The sequence below is a fragment of the Thioalkalivibrio sp. genome (assembly GCF_041685615.1).
In the GTDB taxonomy this organism is placed as follows: Bacteria; Pseudomonadota; Gammaproteobacteria; order Ectothiorhodospirales; family Ectothiorhodospiraceae; genus Thioalkalivibrio.
In genome coordinates this window covers 1-15,722 of sequence record NZ_JAWLFK010000050.1, presented here as the reverse complement: position 1 = coordinate 15,722, position 15,722 = coordinate 1, and the positions used below count along the sequence as shown (strand labels likewise).

16 protein-coding genes, 1 pseudogene and 1 riboswitch are annotated in these 15,722 nt (G+C 67.6%); of the genes and pseudogenes, 5 read left to right on the top strand and 12 right to left on the bottom strand.

Annotated features, from left to right (window positions below; translation table 11 throughout):
* The coding region (gene cbiB / locus ACESLR_RS09935; protein ID WP_373067149.1) for an adenosylcobinamide-phosphate synthase CbiB at window positions 1-846 on the bottom strand (846 nt) is incomplete at its 3' end.
* Complete coding sequence (bluB, locus tag ACESLR_RS09930; protein WP_373054573.1) at window positions 843-1,595, bottom strand: 5,6-dimethylbenzimidazole synthase; 753 nt, start codon at window positions 1,593-1,595, stop codon at window positions 843-845. The genes bluB and cbiB, both read right to left, overlap by 4 nt.
* Before the next feature lie 93 nt (window positions 1,596-1,688).
* A riboswitch (cobalamin riboswitch) is annotated at window positions 1,689-1,898 on the bottom strand.
* Between the two features lie 147 nt (window positions 1,899-2,045).
* On the opposite strand from bluB, the gene ACESLR_RS09925 reads away from it, so the two are divergent.
* The 5 genes from ACESLR_RS09925 to ACESLR_RS09905 all read left to right on the top strand — a co-directional run bounded on the left by ACESLR_RS09925 (window position 2,046) and on the right by ACESLR_RS09905 (window position 6,096).
* Complete coding sequence (locus tag ACESLR_RS09925; protein ID WP_373025929.1) at window positions 2,046-2,948, top strand: cobalamin-binding protein; 903 nt, start codon at window positions 2,046-2,048, stop codon at window positions 2,946-2,948.
* A gap of 6 nt (window positions 2,949-2,954) precedes the next feature.
* Complete coding sequence (locus tag ACESLR_RS09920) at window positions 2,955-3,926, top strand: FecCD family ABC transporter permease (protein WP_373067144.1); 972 nt, start codon at window positions 2,955-2,957, stop codon at window positions 3,924-3,926.
* Window positions 3,926-4,792: an ABC transporter ATP-binding protein gene (locus ACESLR_RS09915; RefSeq protein WP_373067141.1), complete on the top strand. Its 867-nt coding sequence runs from the start codon at window positions 3,926-3,928 to the stop codon at window positions 4,790-4,792. The genes ACESLR_RS09920 and ACESLR_RS09915 overlap by 1 nt, the downstream gene beginning before the upstream one ends.
* A gap of 4 nt (window positions 4,793-4,796) precedes the next feature.
* Window positions 4,797-5,162, top strand: coding sequence for a hypothetical protein (locus tag ACESLR_RS09910; protein WP_373067137.1), 366 nt, complete (start codon window positions 4,797-4,799; stop codon window positions 5,160-5,162).
* 85 nt (window positions 5,163-5,247) lie between these two features.
* On the top strand, window positions 5,248-6,096 hold the full coding sequence (locus tag ACESLR_RS09905) for a pirin family protein (protein WP_373025922.1): 849 nt from the start codon (window positions 5,248-5,250) through the stop codon (window positions 6,094-6,096).
* Between the two features lie 65 nt (window positions 6,097-6,161).
* On the opposite strand, the gene glpK is transcribed toward ACESLR_RS09905, so the two are convergent.
* From glpK to ACESLR_RS09855, 10 genes and pseudogenes are all read right to left on the bottom strand, one after another.
* On the bottom strand, window positions 6,162-7,682 hold the full coding sequence (glpK, locus tag ACESLR_RS09900; protein ID WP_373054574.1) for a glycerol kinase GlpK: 1,521 nt from the start codon (window positions 7,680-7,682) through the stop codon (window positions 6,162-6,164).
* A gap of 22 nt (window positions 7,683-7,704) precedes the next feature.
* Window positions 7,705-8,100, bottom strand: coding sequence for a VOC family protein (locus ACESLR_RS09895; protein ID WP_373025920.1), 396 nt, complete (start codon window positions 8,098-8,100; stop codon window positions 7,705-7,707).
* A complete protein-coding gene (gene ispF / locus ACESLR_RS09890; RefSeq protein ID WP_373025919.1) occupies window positions 8,097-8,597 on the bottom strand; it encodes a 2-C-methyl-D-erythritol 2,4-cyclodiphosphate synthase in 501 nt (166 codons plus the stop codon). Before ispF ends, ACESLR_RS09895 begins: the two co-directional genes overlap by 4 nt.
* Complete coding sequence (ispD, locus tag ACESLR_RS09885) at window positions 8,594-9,340, bottom strand: 2-C-methyl-D-erythritol 4-phosphate cytidylyltransferase (protein ID WP_373025917.1); 747 nt, start codon at window positions 9,338-9,340, stop codon at window positions 8,594-8,596. The genes ispF and ispD overlap by 4 nt, the downstream gene beginning before the upstream one ends.
* A complete protein-coding gene (gene ftsB, locus ACESLR_RS09880; RefSeq protein ID WP_373025915.1) occupies window positions 9,333-9,740 on the bottom strand; it encodes a cell division protein FtsB in 408 nt (135 codons plus the stop codon). The genes ispD and ftsB overlap by 8 nt, the downstream gene beginning before the upstream one ends.
* 190 nt (window positions 9,741-9,930) lie before the next feature.
* The gene (eno, locus tag ACESLR_RS09875; protein WP_373067134.1) at window positions 9,931-11,208 is read right to left on the bottom strand and encodes a phosphopyruvate hydratase; all 1,278 of its coding nucleotides are present in this window, start codon (window positions 11,206-11,208) and stop codon (window positions 9,931-9,933) included.
* A gap of 68 nt (window positions 11,209-11,276) precedes the next feature.
* Complete coding sequence (gene kdsA, locus ACESLR_RS09870) at window positions 11,277-12,119, bottom strand: 3-deoxy-8-phosphooctulonate synthase (RefSeq protein ID WP_373067130.1); 843 nt, start codon at window positions 12,117-12,119, stop codon at window positions 11,277-11,279.
* 64 nt (window positions 12,120-12,183) lie between these two features.
* Complete coding sequence (locus ACESLR_RS09865) at window positions 12,184-13,851, bottom strand: CTP synthase (protein WP_373067125.1); 1,668 nt, start codon at window positions 13,849-13,851, stop codon at window positions 12,184-12,186.
* 105 nt (window positions 13,852-13,956) lie between these two features.
* Complete coding sequence (locus ACESLR_RS09860; protein WP_373067153.1) at window positions 13,957-15,633, bottom strand: PP2C family protein-serine/threonine phosphatase; 1,677 nt, start codon at window positions 15,631-15,633, stop codon at window positions 13,957-13,959.
* Window positions 15,633-15,722 (bottom strand): annotated as a pseudogene (locus ACESLR_RS09855) (GGDEF domain-containing protein); the annotation flags it as partial. The pseudogene ACESLR_RS09855 and the gene ACESLR_RS09860, both read right to left, overlap by 1 nt.

The window sequence follows — 15,722 nt, the reverse complement described above, 5'->3', positions numbered from 1 at the left end:
CGCACGATCCACCAGCGCAATCGCCTGACGAATGCCTGCCGCGTCGGGCATGCGGCCCATCCCGAGACGGGGGCGCCACTCGCGCTGCCCGCCATAGGGTGCCGGACCACCCAGGACCACGCCCAGTGCCCCAGCGCCTGCAGCCATCACCGGCCCGGCGTTCGGGCTCTTCCAGCCGGCAGCCTGCTCGCGCCAGCACTGCAGCGCGTCCCGGCCACGCCCGGCCAGGCCATAGGCCAGCGCCGTGAGACGGGCCGGGATCAGGTTCATGGCATCGTCCAGGCGCGCGGCGGCCCAGCCAAACGAGCGAAACCGGTCATTGCGGTAGCCCCACATCGCATCCAGCGTGTTCACCAGGCGATAGGCGACCACGCCCGGCGCACCGGCCACCACGAACCAGAAGATCGTGGCGAACAGCGCGTCGTTGCCGTTCTCCAGCACCGACTCGATGGTCGCGCCACTCACCCCGCGCTCGTCCAGGGCCGCCGCGTCGCGACTGACCAGCATGCCGACACCGGTGCGCGCCCCAGACAGATCATCCTTTTCCAGGGCCTCGGCCACCACCTCCGCATGCTCGTCCAGGCTGCGCCAGCCAATCGCCAGCGTCAGGATCGCCAGCGTCAGAACCCAGCCCCAGGCCAGCGAGGCGCCCAGTGCGGCCAGTGCCACCCAGGGCAGAACCAGCGCCGCGAGGAGAAGCGCTCCGCGTACACGACTGGGCGCATGCCAGCGGGATTCGGCCCAGGCCGCGAGATGACCGAATCCGGCGAGCGGATGGAACCGCCGTGGGTCGCCAAACAGCCGGTCCAGGATCAGGGCGCCGATCAGGATCAGAAAGGTGCTCATGCCGGGCCGCGCCCGGATGTCCCACCCGGACCCGTGACGGATTCCCTTGCATCCGGGGACTCGGCCAGCTCGCACGGCGCGCCCCAGCGATCCTGGAACACCAGGTCTTCCAGGGGGCGCCGGGTATCCCAGCCCGCCGTCTCCAGCATCGGCCGGTCATAGAAGCGTTCCACATGCCCCAGGCACAGCACCGCGATCGGGTATCCGCCCTCGGGCAGCTCCAGCCGGCTGGCCAGCCAGTCCGGATCGAACAGGGAGACCCAGCCCATGCCCAGGCCCTCGGCGCGGGCGGCCAGCCACAGGTTCTGGATCGCACAGGCGGCGGAACACAGGTCCATCTCGGGGAGCGTCCGCCGTCCCAGCACGTAGCGTTCGCGGCCATCGGTCAGGGCCACGACCAGCAGTTCGCCCGCCTCGCGGATGCCCTCCAGCTTCAAGCGGTGCACCTCCGCCGCCCGATCGCCACAGGCCTCCGCGGTGCGTGCCTGCTCGTCGGCCACATGCGCGTGCAGCGCCGCGCGCACCGCCGGGTCGGCAATGCGCAGAAAGCGCCAGGGCTGCATGTAGCCCACGCTCGGCGCGCGATGCGCCGCCTCCAGCAGCCGCCGAAGGGTATCGCCATCCACCGGATCCGGGCGAAAATGCCGTATATCCCGGCGCTCGTTGATCGCGCGATAAACCGCCTCGCGTTCCGCCGAGGCGAACGCGTTCGGATTGTGCTGCGGGTTGCTGGAATCTGGGGTCGTCATGAGTGTCCGTCGAGGCGACGGCACGGCGCAAGGGAAGCAACCAGCCTCGGGGACGAGGCCGACGCCCCCGACCGTTGCCCGCCGCACGGTCGCAGAAATCTGTATGTTTCAGGCCGGTCTCCGGGCTCGCGAGCGTCGGGCAGTCCCGATCCGGCAGACGCCTTCCCGTACCCTGTTTGGGGCACAGTGGCCGAGTCCGCGGTGCGTTTCGCCACTCGCTTACCGTTGCGGGGGCAGCGCCGGATTTGCACCGGCTTCCCGTTTCACCCGCGGGTCGCGGGCACCTGATCCAAGCGGCGCCATGATACGCGTTCGGCAGCCGCCCGACCAATTTGGGCACCAAACAATCTCTCTCTTGCTGCTATGATGAGCCCCTTTTGCACACTACCGGCCATGCGAAAATTTCCGCAGGCGTCACATTACGTTACAAACACAACCATCGGATCCTTAATGCGTTTAACCCGCCCAATCGGGCACCTTGTGCTCCTGGTCACGACGTGCCTTTGCGGCACCACCGCCTTGGCCGGCTCCGTTTCGGTGACCGACGATGACGACCGCGAGGTCCAGCTCGACCAGCCCGCCGAGCGCATTATCAGCCTGGCCCCGCACATCACGGAGGTGTTGTTCGCCGTCGGCGCCGGAGACAAGCTGGTGGGGGTGACGCAGCACAGCGACTTCCCGCCGGAAGCGGAGACGATCCCGCGCATCGGGGGCTACAGCCGCATCGACCTGGAACGCGTCGTCCAGCTCGAACCGGACCTGGTGGTCGCCTGGCGCAGTGGCAACTCCGCCTCGCAGATCGAGCGCATGCGCGATCTCGGCCTGAACGTCTACGTCTCCGAGCCGCGCAGCTTCGAGGGCGTCGCCTCCAGCATGCGCCGCATGGCCCGGCTTGCCGGCACCGAGAAAGAGGGGCAGAGGGCCGTACAGGCCTTTCTCGACGAGATCGAAACCCTGCGCCAGGACTACGAAGACCGCGATCCGGTGCGCCTCTTCTACCAGGTCTGGGAACAGCCGCTGATGACCGTCAACGACGACCACCTGATCAGCGAGGCCATCCGGTTGTGTGGCGGCGTGAACGTGTTCGGGCACCTGGATCGACTGGTGCCGCGCATGGATCGCGAGGCGGTGATCGAGGCCGACCCGGAGGTGATCATCGGCGGCGGCATGGGCGAGGATCGCCCCGACTGGGTTCTCGCCTGGGAGCAGTGGGAGGATATGACCGCCGTCCGGCGCGACAATCTGTACTTTATTCCGCCGTCGCTGCTTCAGCGTCATACCCCGCGCATCGCGGAGGGCACGCGGCTGATGTGCGAAGAGCTGGAACGTGCCCGCTCGCGCCGGACCGACTGAACGCCCGTGACCCGGTCCTTTCTTCTTGCGTCTGCGGTGCTGCTGCCCGCGTCGCTGCTGGCGATCCTGATCGCGGTGGCCTTCGGCAGTGTGGCCATCGCGCCCGCGGATCTTCTCGCCGTCGTGGCGGGAGACGCAAGCCGACTGCATGACACGCTGGTTCTGGAGCTGCGCCTTCCGCGCGCCCTGGCGGCCTTCGCGGCCGGCGGACTGCTGGGGCTGGCGGGGGCCTTGATGCAGGTTCTACTGCGCAACCCGCTGGCCGACCCCTATGTCCTCGGCCTCTCCGGTGGTGCGTCCGTCGGGGCCCTCCTGGCCATGCTGGCCGGCCTGTCGATGTTCTCGGTCTCCGCGGCCGCATTCGCCGGGGCGCTGCTGTCCACGGTGATCGTGTTCGGCCTCGCACACGGCACGGGGAGCTGGACCCCGACCCGGTTGCTCCTGACCGGCGTGGTGGTTGCGGCCGGCTGGGGGGCCATGATCAGCTTCCTGCTGGCCGTCAGCCCGACGGCGGAGCTGCCGGGCATGCTCTACTGGCTGATGGGCGACGTCTCCCATGCGCGCAACCCCTACCCGGCCTGGACCGTGCTCATACTGGTCGTGCTGCTGGCGCTGCCACTGGGCCGGACCCTGAACGTCCTGGCGCGCGGCCCGATGCAGGCGGCCGCGCTGGGCGTCGCCGTGCGGCCGGTGGAGTGGAGCATCTATGTCGCAGCGGCGCTGATCACCGCGACCGCGGTGATGCAAGTCGGCGCGGTGGGCTTTGTGGGGCTGATCGTTCCGCACATGCTGCGCCTGATCTTCGGGAACGATCAGCGCGTGATCCTCCCGGCCTCGGCGCTGGGCGGCGGCATCCTGCTCACCCTGGCCGACACCCTGGCCCGGACCCTGATCGCCCCCGAGCAGTTGCCGGTGGGCGTGATCACCGCAATGCTGGGGGTGCCGGTGTTCCTGTTTCTGCTGTACCGGAGCCGCTGATGCCGCACACGCCTCCTCGAGATCTCGCGGCGACCCAGCCCCACGACGACCCGCCCCCGAGCGCGCGCAGCGTCCACCAGGAGCCGGGCCCCGATACCCTGTTGGCCACGCACGAGCTGGTGATCGACATCCCCGGACGATCGCCCGGCGCGCCCATGGAACTGACGGTGGACCCCGGGCAGTGCTGGGGTATCCTCGGCCCCAACGGCGCCGGCAAGAGCACGCTGCTGCAAACCCTCGCCGGCCTGCGTGCCACGCGTGCCGGACACATCGAAATCAAGGGACAGGAAATTTCCACCCTGCCCCGGGCGGAACTGGCACGCCGGCTGGGTCTCGTCTTCCAGACGCACCACGACGGCTTTCCCGCGACGGTCCTGGAGACCGCACTGATCGGGCGCCACCCGTACCTGCGCCCCTGGGATATCGAGACCGCCGAGGACTACACCCGCGCCCGGGCCGCGCTCGCGGAGATGGATCTCGCCAACCTGGAGGAGCGCATGGTCGACACCCTGTCCGGAGGCGAACGCCAGCGTCTGGCGATCGCCACGGTCCTGACCCAGGATCCCGGCCTGCTGTTGCTGGACGAGCCCACCAGCCAGCTGGACATGCATCACCAGGTGGCCGTGCTCAATCGCGTGCAGACCATCGTCGCGCAGGAACACCGGGCCGCGGTCCTGGTCCTGCACGACGTGAACCTGGCCGCGCGATACTGCGACCACCTGCTCCTGCTGTTCCCGGACGGGCAGGCCTGCTGGGGCCCGACAGGGACCATGCTGGTGCCCAGCGCGCTGGAACGTCTGTACAACCAACCCCTGAGCGTCGGCGAGGTGGACGGCTTGCCCGTCTTCCTCCCGCGCAGCGAGTGATCTGATGGAGTTCTTCCGCACCCTGCCCGCCACGCTGGACACCACCGGCCTGCAGCAGAGGCTGGATGTCCCCGCCCTGCCCGGCCTCTGCGATGCCATCGACACCCTCGTCCAGGACGAGGGCCCGGATAACGGCGTTGTCTACTGCCTGTGGGGCGAATTCCGGGTCCGCCGGGAGCTCATCAACGGCGGCGTGCGCTTTTCCCTGCCGGGATGCCCCAATGGCCTCGCCTGGACACTGACCACCGGCCACCCGCCGGAGCCACGGGCCGTCATCCTGCACCTGACCATCAATCGTCAGGAACACGATCCCGATTTCATCGAAAGCCTGGAGATGTTCGCCGATTCCTGGGAGCTTTCGGCCGCCTGACAGAACGCACCATGACGGGAAACGATGCAATTTTCTTTTCGTTTCATGGTCGGTATGGTGCATGTCTGTTGTGAAGGAGAACGCCATGAACCCCACACCGCCGGACAGCGTGAAGACCTCTCATCCCACCCAGGACGGTGCCGGAGTGAATATCCGGCGCATCCATGACTTCCGCGGCGGCCTGGATCCATTCCTGATGCTGGACGAACTGAAGGCCAGCGCGCGCGAGGACTATATCGGCGGCTTCCCCTCCCACCCGCATCGCGGCTTCGAGACACTGACATACCTGGTGCATGGCGGCCTCACCCACGAGGACTCCATGGGCAACCAGGGCCGCGTTGAGGCCGGCGACGCCCAGTGGATGAGTGCCGGCCGCGGTGTGATTCACTCCGAGATGCCGCTACTGGATGCCGACGGTCTGCACGGCTTCCAGCTGTGGGTGAACCTGCCCGCCGCACGCAAGATGGACCCGCCGCGCTACCGCGACGTGCGCGCGGACGCGATGCGTCACCTGCCGGAAGACGACGATTCGCTGCGCTTCAAGGCCATTGCCGGCTCCTGGCAGACCAGCGCCGGGGACACCGAAGGCGCGCTGCCACAGATCGGCGAGGGCGCTGCCATGGCCGATCTCACGCTGCCCGCCGGCTATCGCCTGTCCCTCGCGGTGCAGCTGGAGGATCGCGTGCTGGCCTACGTGTTCGACGGCGAACTGACCGGTCTGGCATCCGGCCAGATGGGCATCTGGCGTGGACACACGCAGATCCACCTGATTGCACAGCAGGACGCCCGGGTCCTGCTGTTCAAGGGCCGGCCGCTGGGCGAACCGATCGCCCACTACGGCCCGTTCGTGATGAATACCTCCGACGAGATCGAACAGGCCATCAGCGACTACCAGGCGGGCCAGCTCGCCGCCGAACCGGCCAGCATGGACTGAGGGGCCCGGGGCCAAACCGGGTCTGGCAGGGGCTTCGCCGGAGCAACCAAAACAGTCCCACCCCGCTACAACGCCGGATCCCCCTCGTCCTCGCGCGCCCAGCCCATGGTGCGCTTCACCGCCTTCTTCCAGCCGCGGTAGTACCCTTCCCGGGTGGCCGCATCCATCTCCGGTTGGAACACCCGGTCCAGGCCCGTTTTATGCGCCAGCTCGTCGCGGCTCCAGAAGCCAATCGCCAGCCCCGCCAGCCAGGCGGCCCCCAGAGCGGTCGATTCGATCACCGCCGGGCGCTCGACCCGCACCCCGAGCATATCGGCCTGGAACTGCATCATCACGTTGTTCGCCACGGCCCCGCCATCGACCCGGAGGGCCTTCAGGGCGATCCCGGAATCCTCCTGCATCGCCTCGATCACGTCCCGGGTCTGATAGGCGAGCGAATCCAGCGTGGCCCGCGTGATGTGCTCCTTGCGCGTGCCCCGGGTGAGTCCGAAGATGGCCCCACGGGCATACATGTCCCAGTACGGGGCCCCGAGCCCGGCGAACGCCGGCACCACGTAGACCCCGTCAGCGTTCGCCACCTTGCCCGCGTAGTACTCCGAATCCTCCGCGGAATCGATCAGATGAAGCTCGTCGCGCAGCCACTGGATCGCCGCGCCGGCAATGAAGATCGAGCCCTCCAGCGCGTACTCCACCCGGCCATCCAGCGACCAGGCAACGGTCGTCAGCAGGCCGGAGCGTGATTCCACGGGTGCCTCGCCCGTGTTCATCAGGAGGAAACACCCCGTGCCGTAGGTGTTCTTGGCCATGCCGGGCTCGAAGCAGGCCTGACCGAACAGGGCCGCGTGTTGATCCCCCGCCACCCCGGCAATCGGGACCTCCGCGCCGCCGAACATCTCGGCCCCGGTCACCCCGAGAACACCACTGGAATCGTGGACCTCCGGCAGCATTGCCCGGGGAATGCCGAACCGCTCCAGGAGCTCCGCATCCCACTCCAGGGTGTGAATATTGAACAGCTGGGTGCGCGCGGCATTGGTCACGTCGGTCACATGGCGCTCGCCGCGGGTCAGGTTCCAGATCAGCCAGCTGTCCACCGTGCCGAACGCCAGCTCGCCCCGCTGCGCGCGTTCCCGCGCCCCCTCGACGTGATCGAGCAACCAGCGCAGCTTGCTGGCGGAGAAGTAGGCATCCACGACCAGGCCGGTGCGCTCCCGGATCATGGCCTCGTGACCCGCCGCCTTCAGGTCGTCGCAGAACGCGGCGGTACGGCGGTCCTGCCATACAATGGCGTTGGCAATCGGCTCCCCCGTCGCCCGGTCCCAGACCACCGTCGTCTCGCGCTGATTGGTGATCCCGATCGCCGCGAGCCGGGAAGGCTTGATGCCGCGGGTCTCCAGGACCTCGCGTGCCACGCCAATCTGGGTGCCCCAGATCTCCATCGCATCGTGTTCCACCCAGCCCGGCTTCGGGTAGATCTGGCGAAAGTCCTTCTGCGCCACACCCGCGATCGCGCCCGCTCGGTCAAACAGGATCGCCCGGCAACTGGTGGTTCCCTGATCCAGGGCCAGGATGTAACGCGAATCGCTCATGGCAGGCCTCCCGTTTCCGGATTCAGGCAGCGGCTTCCTCGATCAGCTCGATGGCGTTGCCATCCGGGTCGCGCACGAACGCCGCCGGGCGACCGGACCGGCTGCGTTCAACCACCCCGCCGGCAGCCTCCAGGCGCGCGACCAGCGCCTCCAGACCGTGTACCCGAAGCGCCAGGTGGCGGTCCTGCCCGCAGCGCACTGGGCGTTCCACCGGGTCGGGATTGGGCACCTGCAGCAGATGCAGGGCCTGACCGCCGCCCAGCGCGTACCACAGACCGGGAAAACCGAGCTCGGGCCGTTCCAGCCGCTCCAGGCCGAGCTGCCCCTCGTAGAAGGCCGCGGCCACCGCGGTATCCGCCACCACCAGGCTGGCGTGATGCACCCCCTGGATGACGGGCTTGGCCTGCCCGGACGTCATACCCGCATCATCCCCGAAGAAGGCTCGAGCAGCACAATCGCCTGCGCCGCCACGCCCTCCTCGCGTCCGGTAAAGCCCAGGTGCTCGGTGGTCGTGGCCTTCACGTTAACCGTGTCGACATCAAGCCCCGCGTCCGCGGCGACATGCTCGCGCATGCCGCGCACATGCGGGGCCAGCTTCGGTGCCTGCGCGATCACGGTCGAGTCGATATTGACCGGACGCCACCCGGCTGCGGCCACGCGCTGGATGGTCTCGCGCAGGAGGGCGCGGCTGTCTGCACCGCGAAACGCCGGATCGGTATCCGGAAAGTGCTGGCCGATATCCCCCAGCGCAGCCCCGCCCAGCAGGGCATCGCAGACCGCGTGGATCAACACATCGCCGTCCGAGTGCGCCACGAATCCGCGCTCGAACGGGATCCGTACCCCGCCAAGCACAAGGTGATCCCCATCCCCGAACGCGTGGACGTCGAATCCCTGGCCAATGCGCAACCCCCTCATGCGCTGAATCGCCCTTCGAGCCGCCCCTGTTGCATCAGGTAGAGGCGCGCCAGCTCGAGATCTTCGGCACGGGTGATCTTGATGTTCATCGCGGAGCCCTCGATCAGTCGCGGGGCCTGGCCCAGAAACTCGATGGCACTGGCCTCGTCGGTCACGGGATGCCCCGCGTCACGGGCCCGCGCATTGGCCTCGCGCAGCATGTCCAGCCGGAACATCTGCGGCGTCAGGGCCCGCCAGACGCGTTCCCGGTCCAGGGTCCGCTCGACGTGCCCGGTCCCGTCGCTCCACTTGATGGTGTCGGTGCTGGGGCTCGCGAGCAGCCCGCCCACGGGATCGTCGCGCAACTCGCGCAGCAACCGGTCCAGATCCCCGACCGGAAGGCAGGGGCGGGCCGCGTCATGGACCAGGACCCAGTCATCCTTGTGCGCCCGCTCGGCAAGGAATTCCAGCCCGTTCTGCACCGAGTCCGCGCGTTCCGCGCCACCGGCCGCGCGGAACAGCCGCCCCCCGGCCAGTGGCAGGTCCAGGGCATCCGGATCGACATCCGGCCCCATGACCAGCACCACGCCTCGGATTCGCGGATGCTCGAGGAAGACGGAAAGGGTATGGGACAGGATCGTGCGCGACCCCAGCGTCAGGTACTGCTTGGGGCGGCCCGAGCCCATGCGCCGACCCACACCCGCCGCCGGGATCAATGCCCAGAAGGCCGGCTCCCGCGAGAGTGCACTGCCGGAATCAGCCATCAAAGGGATCCTCCGGTGGCAGGGTGTCGGTCGCCGGCTCGGCATCCTCGGGCACGCGCGAGTCCGGACCGGGATCGGTCTGCCCCGCCGACCCCGGCAGCGGCTCGACGTCCAGCGTCCCGGGCTCGTCGTCCCCTACCACGAAGAAGAAAATCTCGTCCTCCCGGATCATGCCCAGGTCGCGGCGCGCACGCTCCTCGACCGCGGCCGTACCACTGCGCAGGTCCCGCACCTCGGCCTCCAGGGCTTGATTGCGCTGCTCCAGCTCGGCGTTCGCAGCCTGCTGGCGCTCCACCTGCTCGCGCAGGTCGCGCACATCGCGCCAGCTCCCCTCGCCCAACCACAAGGGCCATTGGAGCGCGAGCAACACCAGCGCCAGACCAATCAGCAGGCCGCGCATCAGCCGAACTCCGAATGCGGGGACAGAAGAGTCCCTCGCCCGCACGCCGCGAAAAACGCGGGAGCGGCAGGACGAGGGCTTTTTCGTGTGGCCAGCATGCCCGGCATTCTACGAGTCCCGATCGGCCGCGGACAGGAACCGCACCGCAGGCTGCAGACGGCGTGATCGACACGGCGGGCCAGCGTCTGGCTCAGCGTCCGAAGGTGAACGCCGACATGCCCGGATAGGAAGCCCGCGACCCGAGGTGCTCCTCGATGCGGATCAGCTGGTTGTATTTGGCCACGCGGTCGGAACGCGACAGCGAACCGGTCTTGATCTGGCCAGCACGGGTGGCCACCGCCAGATCCGCGATGGTCACGTCTTCCGTCTCGCCGGAACGGTGCGAGATCACCGCCGTGTAGTTGGCCTTGCGGGCCATCTCGATGGCTTCCAGCGTCTCGGTGACCGTGCCGATCTGGTTGAGCTTGATCAGAATGGAGTTCGCAACACCCTTGTCGATGCCTTCCTGCAGGATGCGGGTATTGGTGACGAACAGGTCGTCGCCCACCAGCTGCACGCGCTTGCCCAGGCGCTCGGTCAGGGTCTTCCAGCCGGCCCAATCGTCCTCGGCCATCCCGTCCTCGATGGTCAGGATCGGGTACTGGTCCACCCAGTGGGCGAGATAGTCGGAGAATTCGTCCGCCGAGAAGGCCTTGCCCTCGGAGTCCAGATGGTAGCGCCCGTCGCGGTAGAACTCGGAGCTCGCACAGTCGAGGCCAATCCAGATGTCCTCGCCCGCCTTGAAGCCGGCATTGTGGATGGCCTCCAGAATGACCTCGATCGCCGCGGAGTTCGACGGCAGGTCCGGGGCAAAACCGCCCTCGTCGCCCACCGCCGTTGCCAGCCCGCGTTTGGAGAGGACCTTCTTCAGCGCGTGAAAGACCTCGGCGCCATAGCGCACGGCCTCGCGCACGGAATCGGCGCCTACCGGCAGGATCATGAACTCCTGCATGTCCACGCTGTTGTCCGCGTGCGCGCCGCCATTGATGATATTCATCATCGGTACGGGGAGGAGCGTGGCATCCTCGCCGCCCAGGGTCTCGAACAGCGGCTGCTCGCGATCCGCCGCCAAGGCGTGCGAGGTGGCCATGGAGACAGCCAGCAGGGCGTTCGCGCCCAGGCGCGACTTGTTCTCGGTCCCGTCCAGCTCGAGCATGCGACGGTCGACCGCGGTCTGGTCCAGCTCCATGCCGCGCAGCGCATCGCGGATCTCGCCATTCACGTGGCCCACCGCCTTCAGCACTCCCTTGCCGCCGTAGCGCTTCTCGTCGTCGCGCAGCTCCAGGGCCTCGCGGGCGCCCGTGGAGGCGCCGGACGGCACCGCCGCGCGCCCCATGGCGCCGGAATCCAGGACAACATCAGCCTCGACCGTCGGGTTGCCCCGGGAGTCGATGATCTCGCGGGCGTGAATCTCCGCAATGTGGGACATGCTCTCTCCTTGAAAAGTACCCGCCCGGACGGGACCGCCCGGGACGCTTTATCGAAATTATTGAACCATTAGCCGAGGCCGTACTCCGCCTCCGCGAACGGCTGTGCCTTGGTCGCGGCGTCCAGCGCCTTCAGCGTTTTCAGCAGCTCGGCCATCTTCGGCAATGGCCACGCATTGGGGCCATCGGACAGGGCCTTCTCCGGCTCCGGGTGGGTCTCCATGAACAGACCCGAGATCCCGGCCGCCACCGCGGATCGCGCGAGCACCGGCACGAACTCCCGCTGGCCGCCGGAACAGGCGCCCTGGCCGCCCGGCTGCTGTACCGAGTGGGTCGCATCGAACACCACGGGGCAGCCGGTCTGGCGCATCTGGGCCAGGCCACGCATATCGGAGATCAGGGTGTTGTAGCCGAACGAGACCCCGCGCTCGCAAACCATGATCTGGTCGTTGCCCGCCTCGCGCGCCTTGTCGACCACGTTGCCCATGTCCCAGGGCGCAAGGAACTGGCCCTTCTTGATGTTCACCGGCCGACCCTGGCGCGCAACGTTCTGGATGAAATTGGTCTGGCGGCAGAGAAAGGCCGGCGTCTGCAGGACATCCACCACACTGGCGACCTCGTCCAGCGCGGTGTCCTCGTGCACGTCGGTGAGTACCGGTACGCCGATCTCCGACTTCACTTTCTCCAGGATACGCAGGCCCTCGGCCATACCCAGCCCCCGGAAACTCCGGGTGGACGAGCGGTTGGCCTTGTCGAACGAGGACTTGTAAATGAGCGGGATGCCCAGATCGTCGGCCATCGTCTTCAGCGCGCCGGCCGTCTCCAGGGCCATCGCCTCGGACTCGATGACACACGGGCCGGCTATCAGAAAAAAGGGCCGGTCGAGGCCGACTTCAATACCGCAAAGCTGCATGCTCTGTCCTGTCCAGCAGTCGCCACCCTCCGGGTGCGGCTGCAAAGAATCGTGTGTCGCCGCGCTATTCCGTCAGTGCCGTGGTGGTTTCCGGTTCGCGTGCGTCCTGGTAGTCCCGGGCGGCCCGCACGAAGCCGGTAAACAGCGGGTGCCCGTCCCGCGGGGTGGAGGTGAACTCCGGATGGAACTGGCAGCCCACGAACCAGGGGTGCTCCGCCAGTTCCACGGCTTCCACCAGTTCCCCCGATTCCGATACTCCGGAGATCCGCAATCCGGCGGCCTCCAGCCGTTCGCGGTAGGCATTGTTGAATTCGAACCGATGGCGATGGCGCTCTTCCACCTTCTCGCTGCCATAGGCCTCGGCAATGCGCGAGCCCGACGTCAGGCGCGCATTCTGGGCGCCCAGACGCATGGTGCCGCCCAGATCGCTGTCGGCGTCGCGCCGCTCGATGCGGCCTTCCTGGTCCTGCCACTCGGTGATGAGCGCGATGACCGGGTGCGGCGTGTCGGGGACAAACTCGGTGCTGTGCGCCCCTTCCAGGCCCGCAACATCCCGTGCGAACTCGATCACTGCCACCTGCATGCCCAGGCAGATCCCCAGATAGGGCACGTTGTGCCCGCGGGCGTAGCGCACCGCGGCGATCTTGCCCTCCACGCCGCGCTCGCCGAAGCCACCGGGAACCAGGATGGCGTCCAGCCCCTCGAGTTCGCGGGCGGCGTCGTCGTCGGCACCCTCCAGCTTCTCCGAATCGAGATAACGAATCCGGACCCGCGTCCCAACCTGCACGCCGGCGTGGGTCAGGGCCTCGTTCACGGACTTGTAGGACTCGGTCAGGTCGACGTACTTGCCGATCATGCCGACGGTCACCTCCGACTCCGGGAACTCCATGGCATTGACCACGTGCTTCCAGTCCGAGAGATCCGCCTGCGGCGCCTCGATATGCAGCTTCCGCAGCACGATCTCGTCGAGCTTCTGCGAATGCAGCCAGAGCGGAATCTTGTAGATGTTGTCGACGTCGACCGCGGATATGACGGCCTTCTCCTCGACGTTGGTGAACAGCGCGATCTTGCGGCGCTCGCTATCGGGTACGGCCTGGGTCGAGCGGCACAACAGGATGTCCGGCTGGATGCCGATCGAGCGCAGCTCCTTGACCGAGTGCTGGGTCGGCTTGGTCTTGATCTCGCCGGCCGCGTCGATATAGGGGACCAGGGTCAAGTGCATGAACAGGGCGTTCTCGTGACCCAGTTCTACCCCCATCTGGCGGATGGCCTCGAGAAACGGCAGGGATTCGATGTCGCCGACGGTGCCGCCGATCTCGATCAGGGCGATATCGGCATCGCCGGCCCCCTCGTGGATCGAGCGCTTGATCTCGTCGGTGATATGCGGGATGACCTGCACGGTACCGCCCAGGTAGTCACCCCGGCGCTCCTTGCGGATCACGTTCTCGTAGATCTGCCCGGTGGTGAAGTTGTTGCGCCGGGAGGTCTGGATGCGCACGAAGCGCTCGTAATGGCCCAGATCGAGGTCGGTTTCCGCTCCATCCGCGGTAACGAACACCTCGCCATGCTGGAACGGGCTCATGGTGCCGGGATCCACGTTGATGTACGGGTCCAGCTTGAGCAGCGTGACCTTGAGGCCGCGGGCCTCGAGGATTGCCCCCAGCGAGGCGGATGCAATACCTTTGCCCAGAGACGAGACCACGCCTCCGGTAATGAAAACAAAACGCGTCATGCGGGAACCCTGGCTGGGAGCTGACAAGCGTCCCACCCCGGCTCGGAACGGCAATCGGGGGTGGGCCGAAAACGCCTGAAAGAGTACCAGAGCGCCCGCCCCCGCTCAATCGGAAGCCGCGGGCAACTGCTCGTTTCGGTCCACCGGTGCCAGCGGCCGGAATGCGACCAGCGTCATGTCGTCGCGGCGCGGTTCGCCGTCGCGGTAGTCCTCCAGCACCCGCACCACGGCGTCGATCTTGGCCGACAGGTCACGGCCGCTCTTCTCGGCCAGGACTTGGCGCAGGCGCCGCCGTCCGAACAGGCGCGGCGGCTCCCCGCCCACGTGATCGTGCGCCCCGTCGGTGATCAGGAAGAATTCGACGCCCGGCCCCACCGGTACCTCGTGATCCACAGGCTGGGCGGGTTCCAGGCTGCGGTAGCCCAGTCCCCCGCGCACACCGCGAATCTCCTCCACCGTGCCACCCCGATCGATCATCAGCGGCAAGCCGACGCCGGCGAAGGACAGCACACGGTCCTCCGGGCGGTAGACGCAAACCGCCGCCTCCAGGCCGTCGTCCGAATCGGAATCGTGGCCATCCTGACGCAGGCGCGAGCGGACCAGCCGGTCCATCTCGCGCAGGATCGCAGAGGGTTCCATGAGGCGATGCTCGTGGAGGATGCGGTCCAGCGCCGAGGCCACCACCAGGGTGATGAAGGCCCCCGGCACGCCGTGCCCGGTGCAGTCCGCCACCACCAGGATGCTGTGGCCGTCGATGGCCTCGACCCAGAAATAGTCGCCCCCCACCAGGTGCAGGGGTTCCCAGTAGATCTGCACCTCGTCCATATGCCCATCGAGGGCGTGCTTGTCCGGCAGCATCGCGGTCTGGATGCGCCGGGCATAGCGGATACTCTCCACCACAAGTCGATTGCTGCGTTCCAGTTCCCGGTTGGCCTCGTCGACCTTGGCCAGGGCCCGTTCGGTCTCGGCCTTCTCGTCCTCCAGTTGTCGAGTGCGATCCTCGACCCGGCGTTCCAGATCCGCATTCAGGGCCTTCAGCTCCCCGCGGGCGCCATCGCGGGCGTCGAGACCCGCCTGAAAGGCACGCAGCAGACGATCCAGGGAACGCCCCAGCGCACCCAGCTCGTCGTTCTCGTGATGCCCCAGGCGTGGCATGGGCCACTGGGCCGGCTGATCGGGATCGGTCTCCGCCACCGCACGCGAGATCTTGAGCATGGGCCGCAGCATCAGCACGTAGAACAGCACCACGACCACCAGTGACACGATGACCGCCTGCGTGACACTGGTCAGGACACCGGTCTTGAGCCGGTTCACGAAGGCGATCCCCAGCACGCCGGGGTCGAGTTCAATGCGCAGCCGCCCCACTCCCTGAAGGTTGCCACGGGTATCCGGGTAGCGCAGTTCGCGCTCGTGTTCCCGCAGGTCCCCGAACAGCCATCGCGACCATTGCCCCGAGGTGGGCTCCGCTTCCCGCTGGTCCTCGGCCAGGGTGTTGCCAAAATCGTCCAGGATCTCCACCCGCCGGATCTCGTCGAACACCAGCAATCCCTGGGCCAGTGAATCCGCCTGATCGGCGCTCAACTGGAACGCGGCCTCCGCGGCCGGCGGCTCGACCAGGCGTTGCAGGCGATCGATCTGGGACTGGGTTTCCGCCCGGAAGGCATTCCAGTCGGAGGCGATCACGTAGGCGCTGCTGAGCAGACTGAGGGCAAGCGCCACCAGCAGCGTGGCGACGGCCAGCTTGGCAACGAGGCTTCGATTGCGTCGCCGGCCCTCCGGCATCATCCGTGATCGCCGTGCGTTTGCACGATGACACGGTTGCGCCCCTCGTTCTTGGCGCGATAGAGCAGATCGTCCGCCCGCGCGACCAG

What these genes read in the sequence shown, in the direction of transcription:
- ACESLR_RS09910 (WP_373067137.1), top strand. Translation starts at nt 4,797, where the DNA reads ATGGAGTTCTTCCGCACCCTGCCCGCCACGCTGGACACCACCGGCCTG.
- ACESLR_RS09915 (WP_373067141.1), top strand. Translation starts at nt 3,926, where the DNA reads ATGCCGCACACGCCTCCTCGAGATCTCGCGGCGACCCAGCCCCACGAC.
- ACESLR_RS09925 (WP_373025929.1), top strand. Translation starts at nt 2,046, where the DNA reads ATGCGTTTAACCCGCCCAATCGGGCACCTTGTGCTCCTGGTCACGACG.
- ispF (WP_373025919.1), bottom strand. Translation starts at nt 8,597, where the DNA reads ATGAGGGGGTTGCGCATTGGCCAGGGATTCGACGTCCACGCGTTCGGG.
- glpK (WP_373054574.1), bottom strand. Translation starts at nt 7,682, where the DNA reads ATGAGCGATTCGCGTTACATCCTGGCCCTGGATCAGGGAACCACCAGT.
- ACESLR_RS09860 (WP_373067153.1), bottom strand. Translation starts at nt 15,633, where the DNA reads ATGCCGGAGGGCCGGCGACGCAATCGAAGCCTCGTTGCCAAGCTGGCC.
- ACESLR_RS09905 (WP_373025922.1), top strand. Translation starts at nt 5,248, where the DNA reads ATGAACCCCACACCGCCGGACAGCGTGAAGACCTCTCATCCCACCCAG.
- bluB (WP_373054573.1), bottom strand. Translation starts at nt 1,595, where the DNA reads ATGACGACCCCAGATTCCAGCAACCCGCAGCACAATCCGAACGCGTTC.
- kdsA (WP_373067130.1), bottom strand. Translation starts at nt 12,119, where the DNA reads ATGCAGCTTTGCGGTATTGAAGTCGGCCTCGACCGGCCCTTTTTTCTG.
- ACESLR_RS09895 (WP_373025920.1), bottom strand. Translation starts at nt 8,100, where the DNA reads ATGACGTCCGGGCAGGCCAAGCCCGTCATCCAGGGGGTGCATCACGCC.
- ACESLR_RS09865 (WP_373067125.1), bottom strand. Translation starts at nt 13,851, where the DNA reads ATGACGCGTTTTGTTTTCATTACCGGAGGCGTGGTCTCGTCTCTGGGC.
- ispD (WP_373025917.1), bottom strand. Translation starts at nt 9,340, where the DNA reads ATGGCTGATTCCGGCAGTGCACTCTCGCGGGAGCCGGCCTTCTGGGCA.
- ftsB (WP_373025915.1), bottom strand. Translation starts at nt 9,740, where the DNA reads ATGCGCGGCCTGCTGATTGGTCTGGCGCTGGTGTTGCTCGCGCTCCAA.
- eno (WP_373067134.1), bottom strand. Translation starts at nt 11,208, where the DNA reads ATGTCCCACATTGCGGAGATTCACGCCCGCGAGATCATCGACTCCCGG.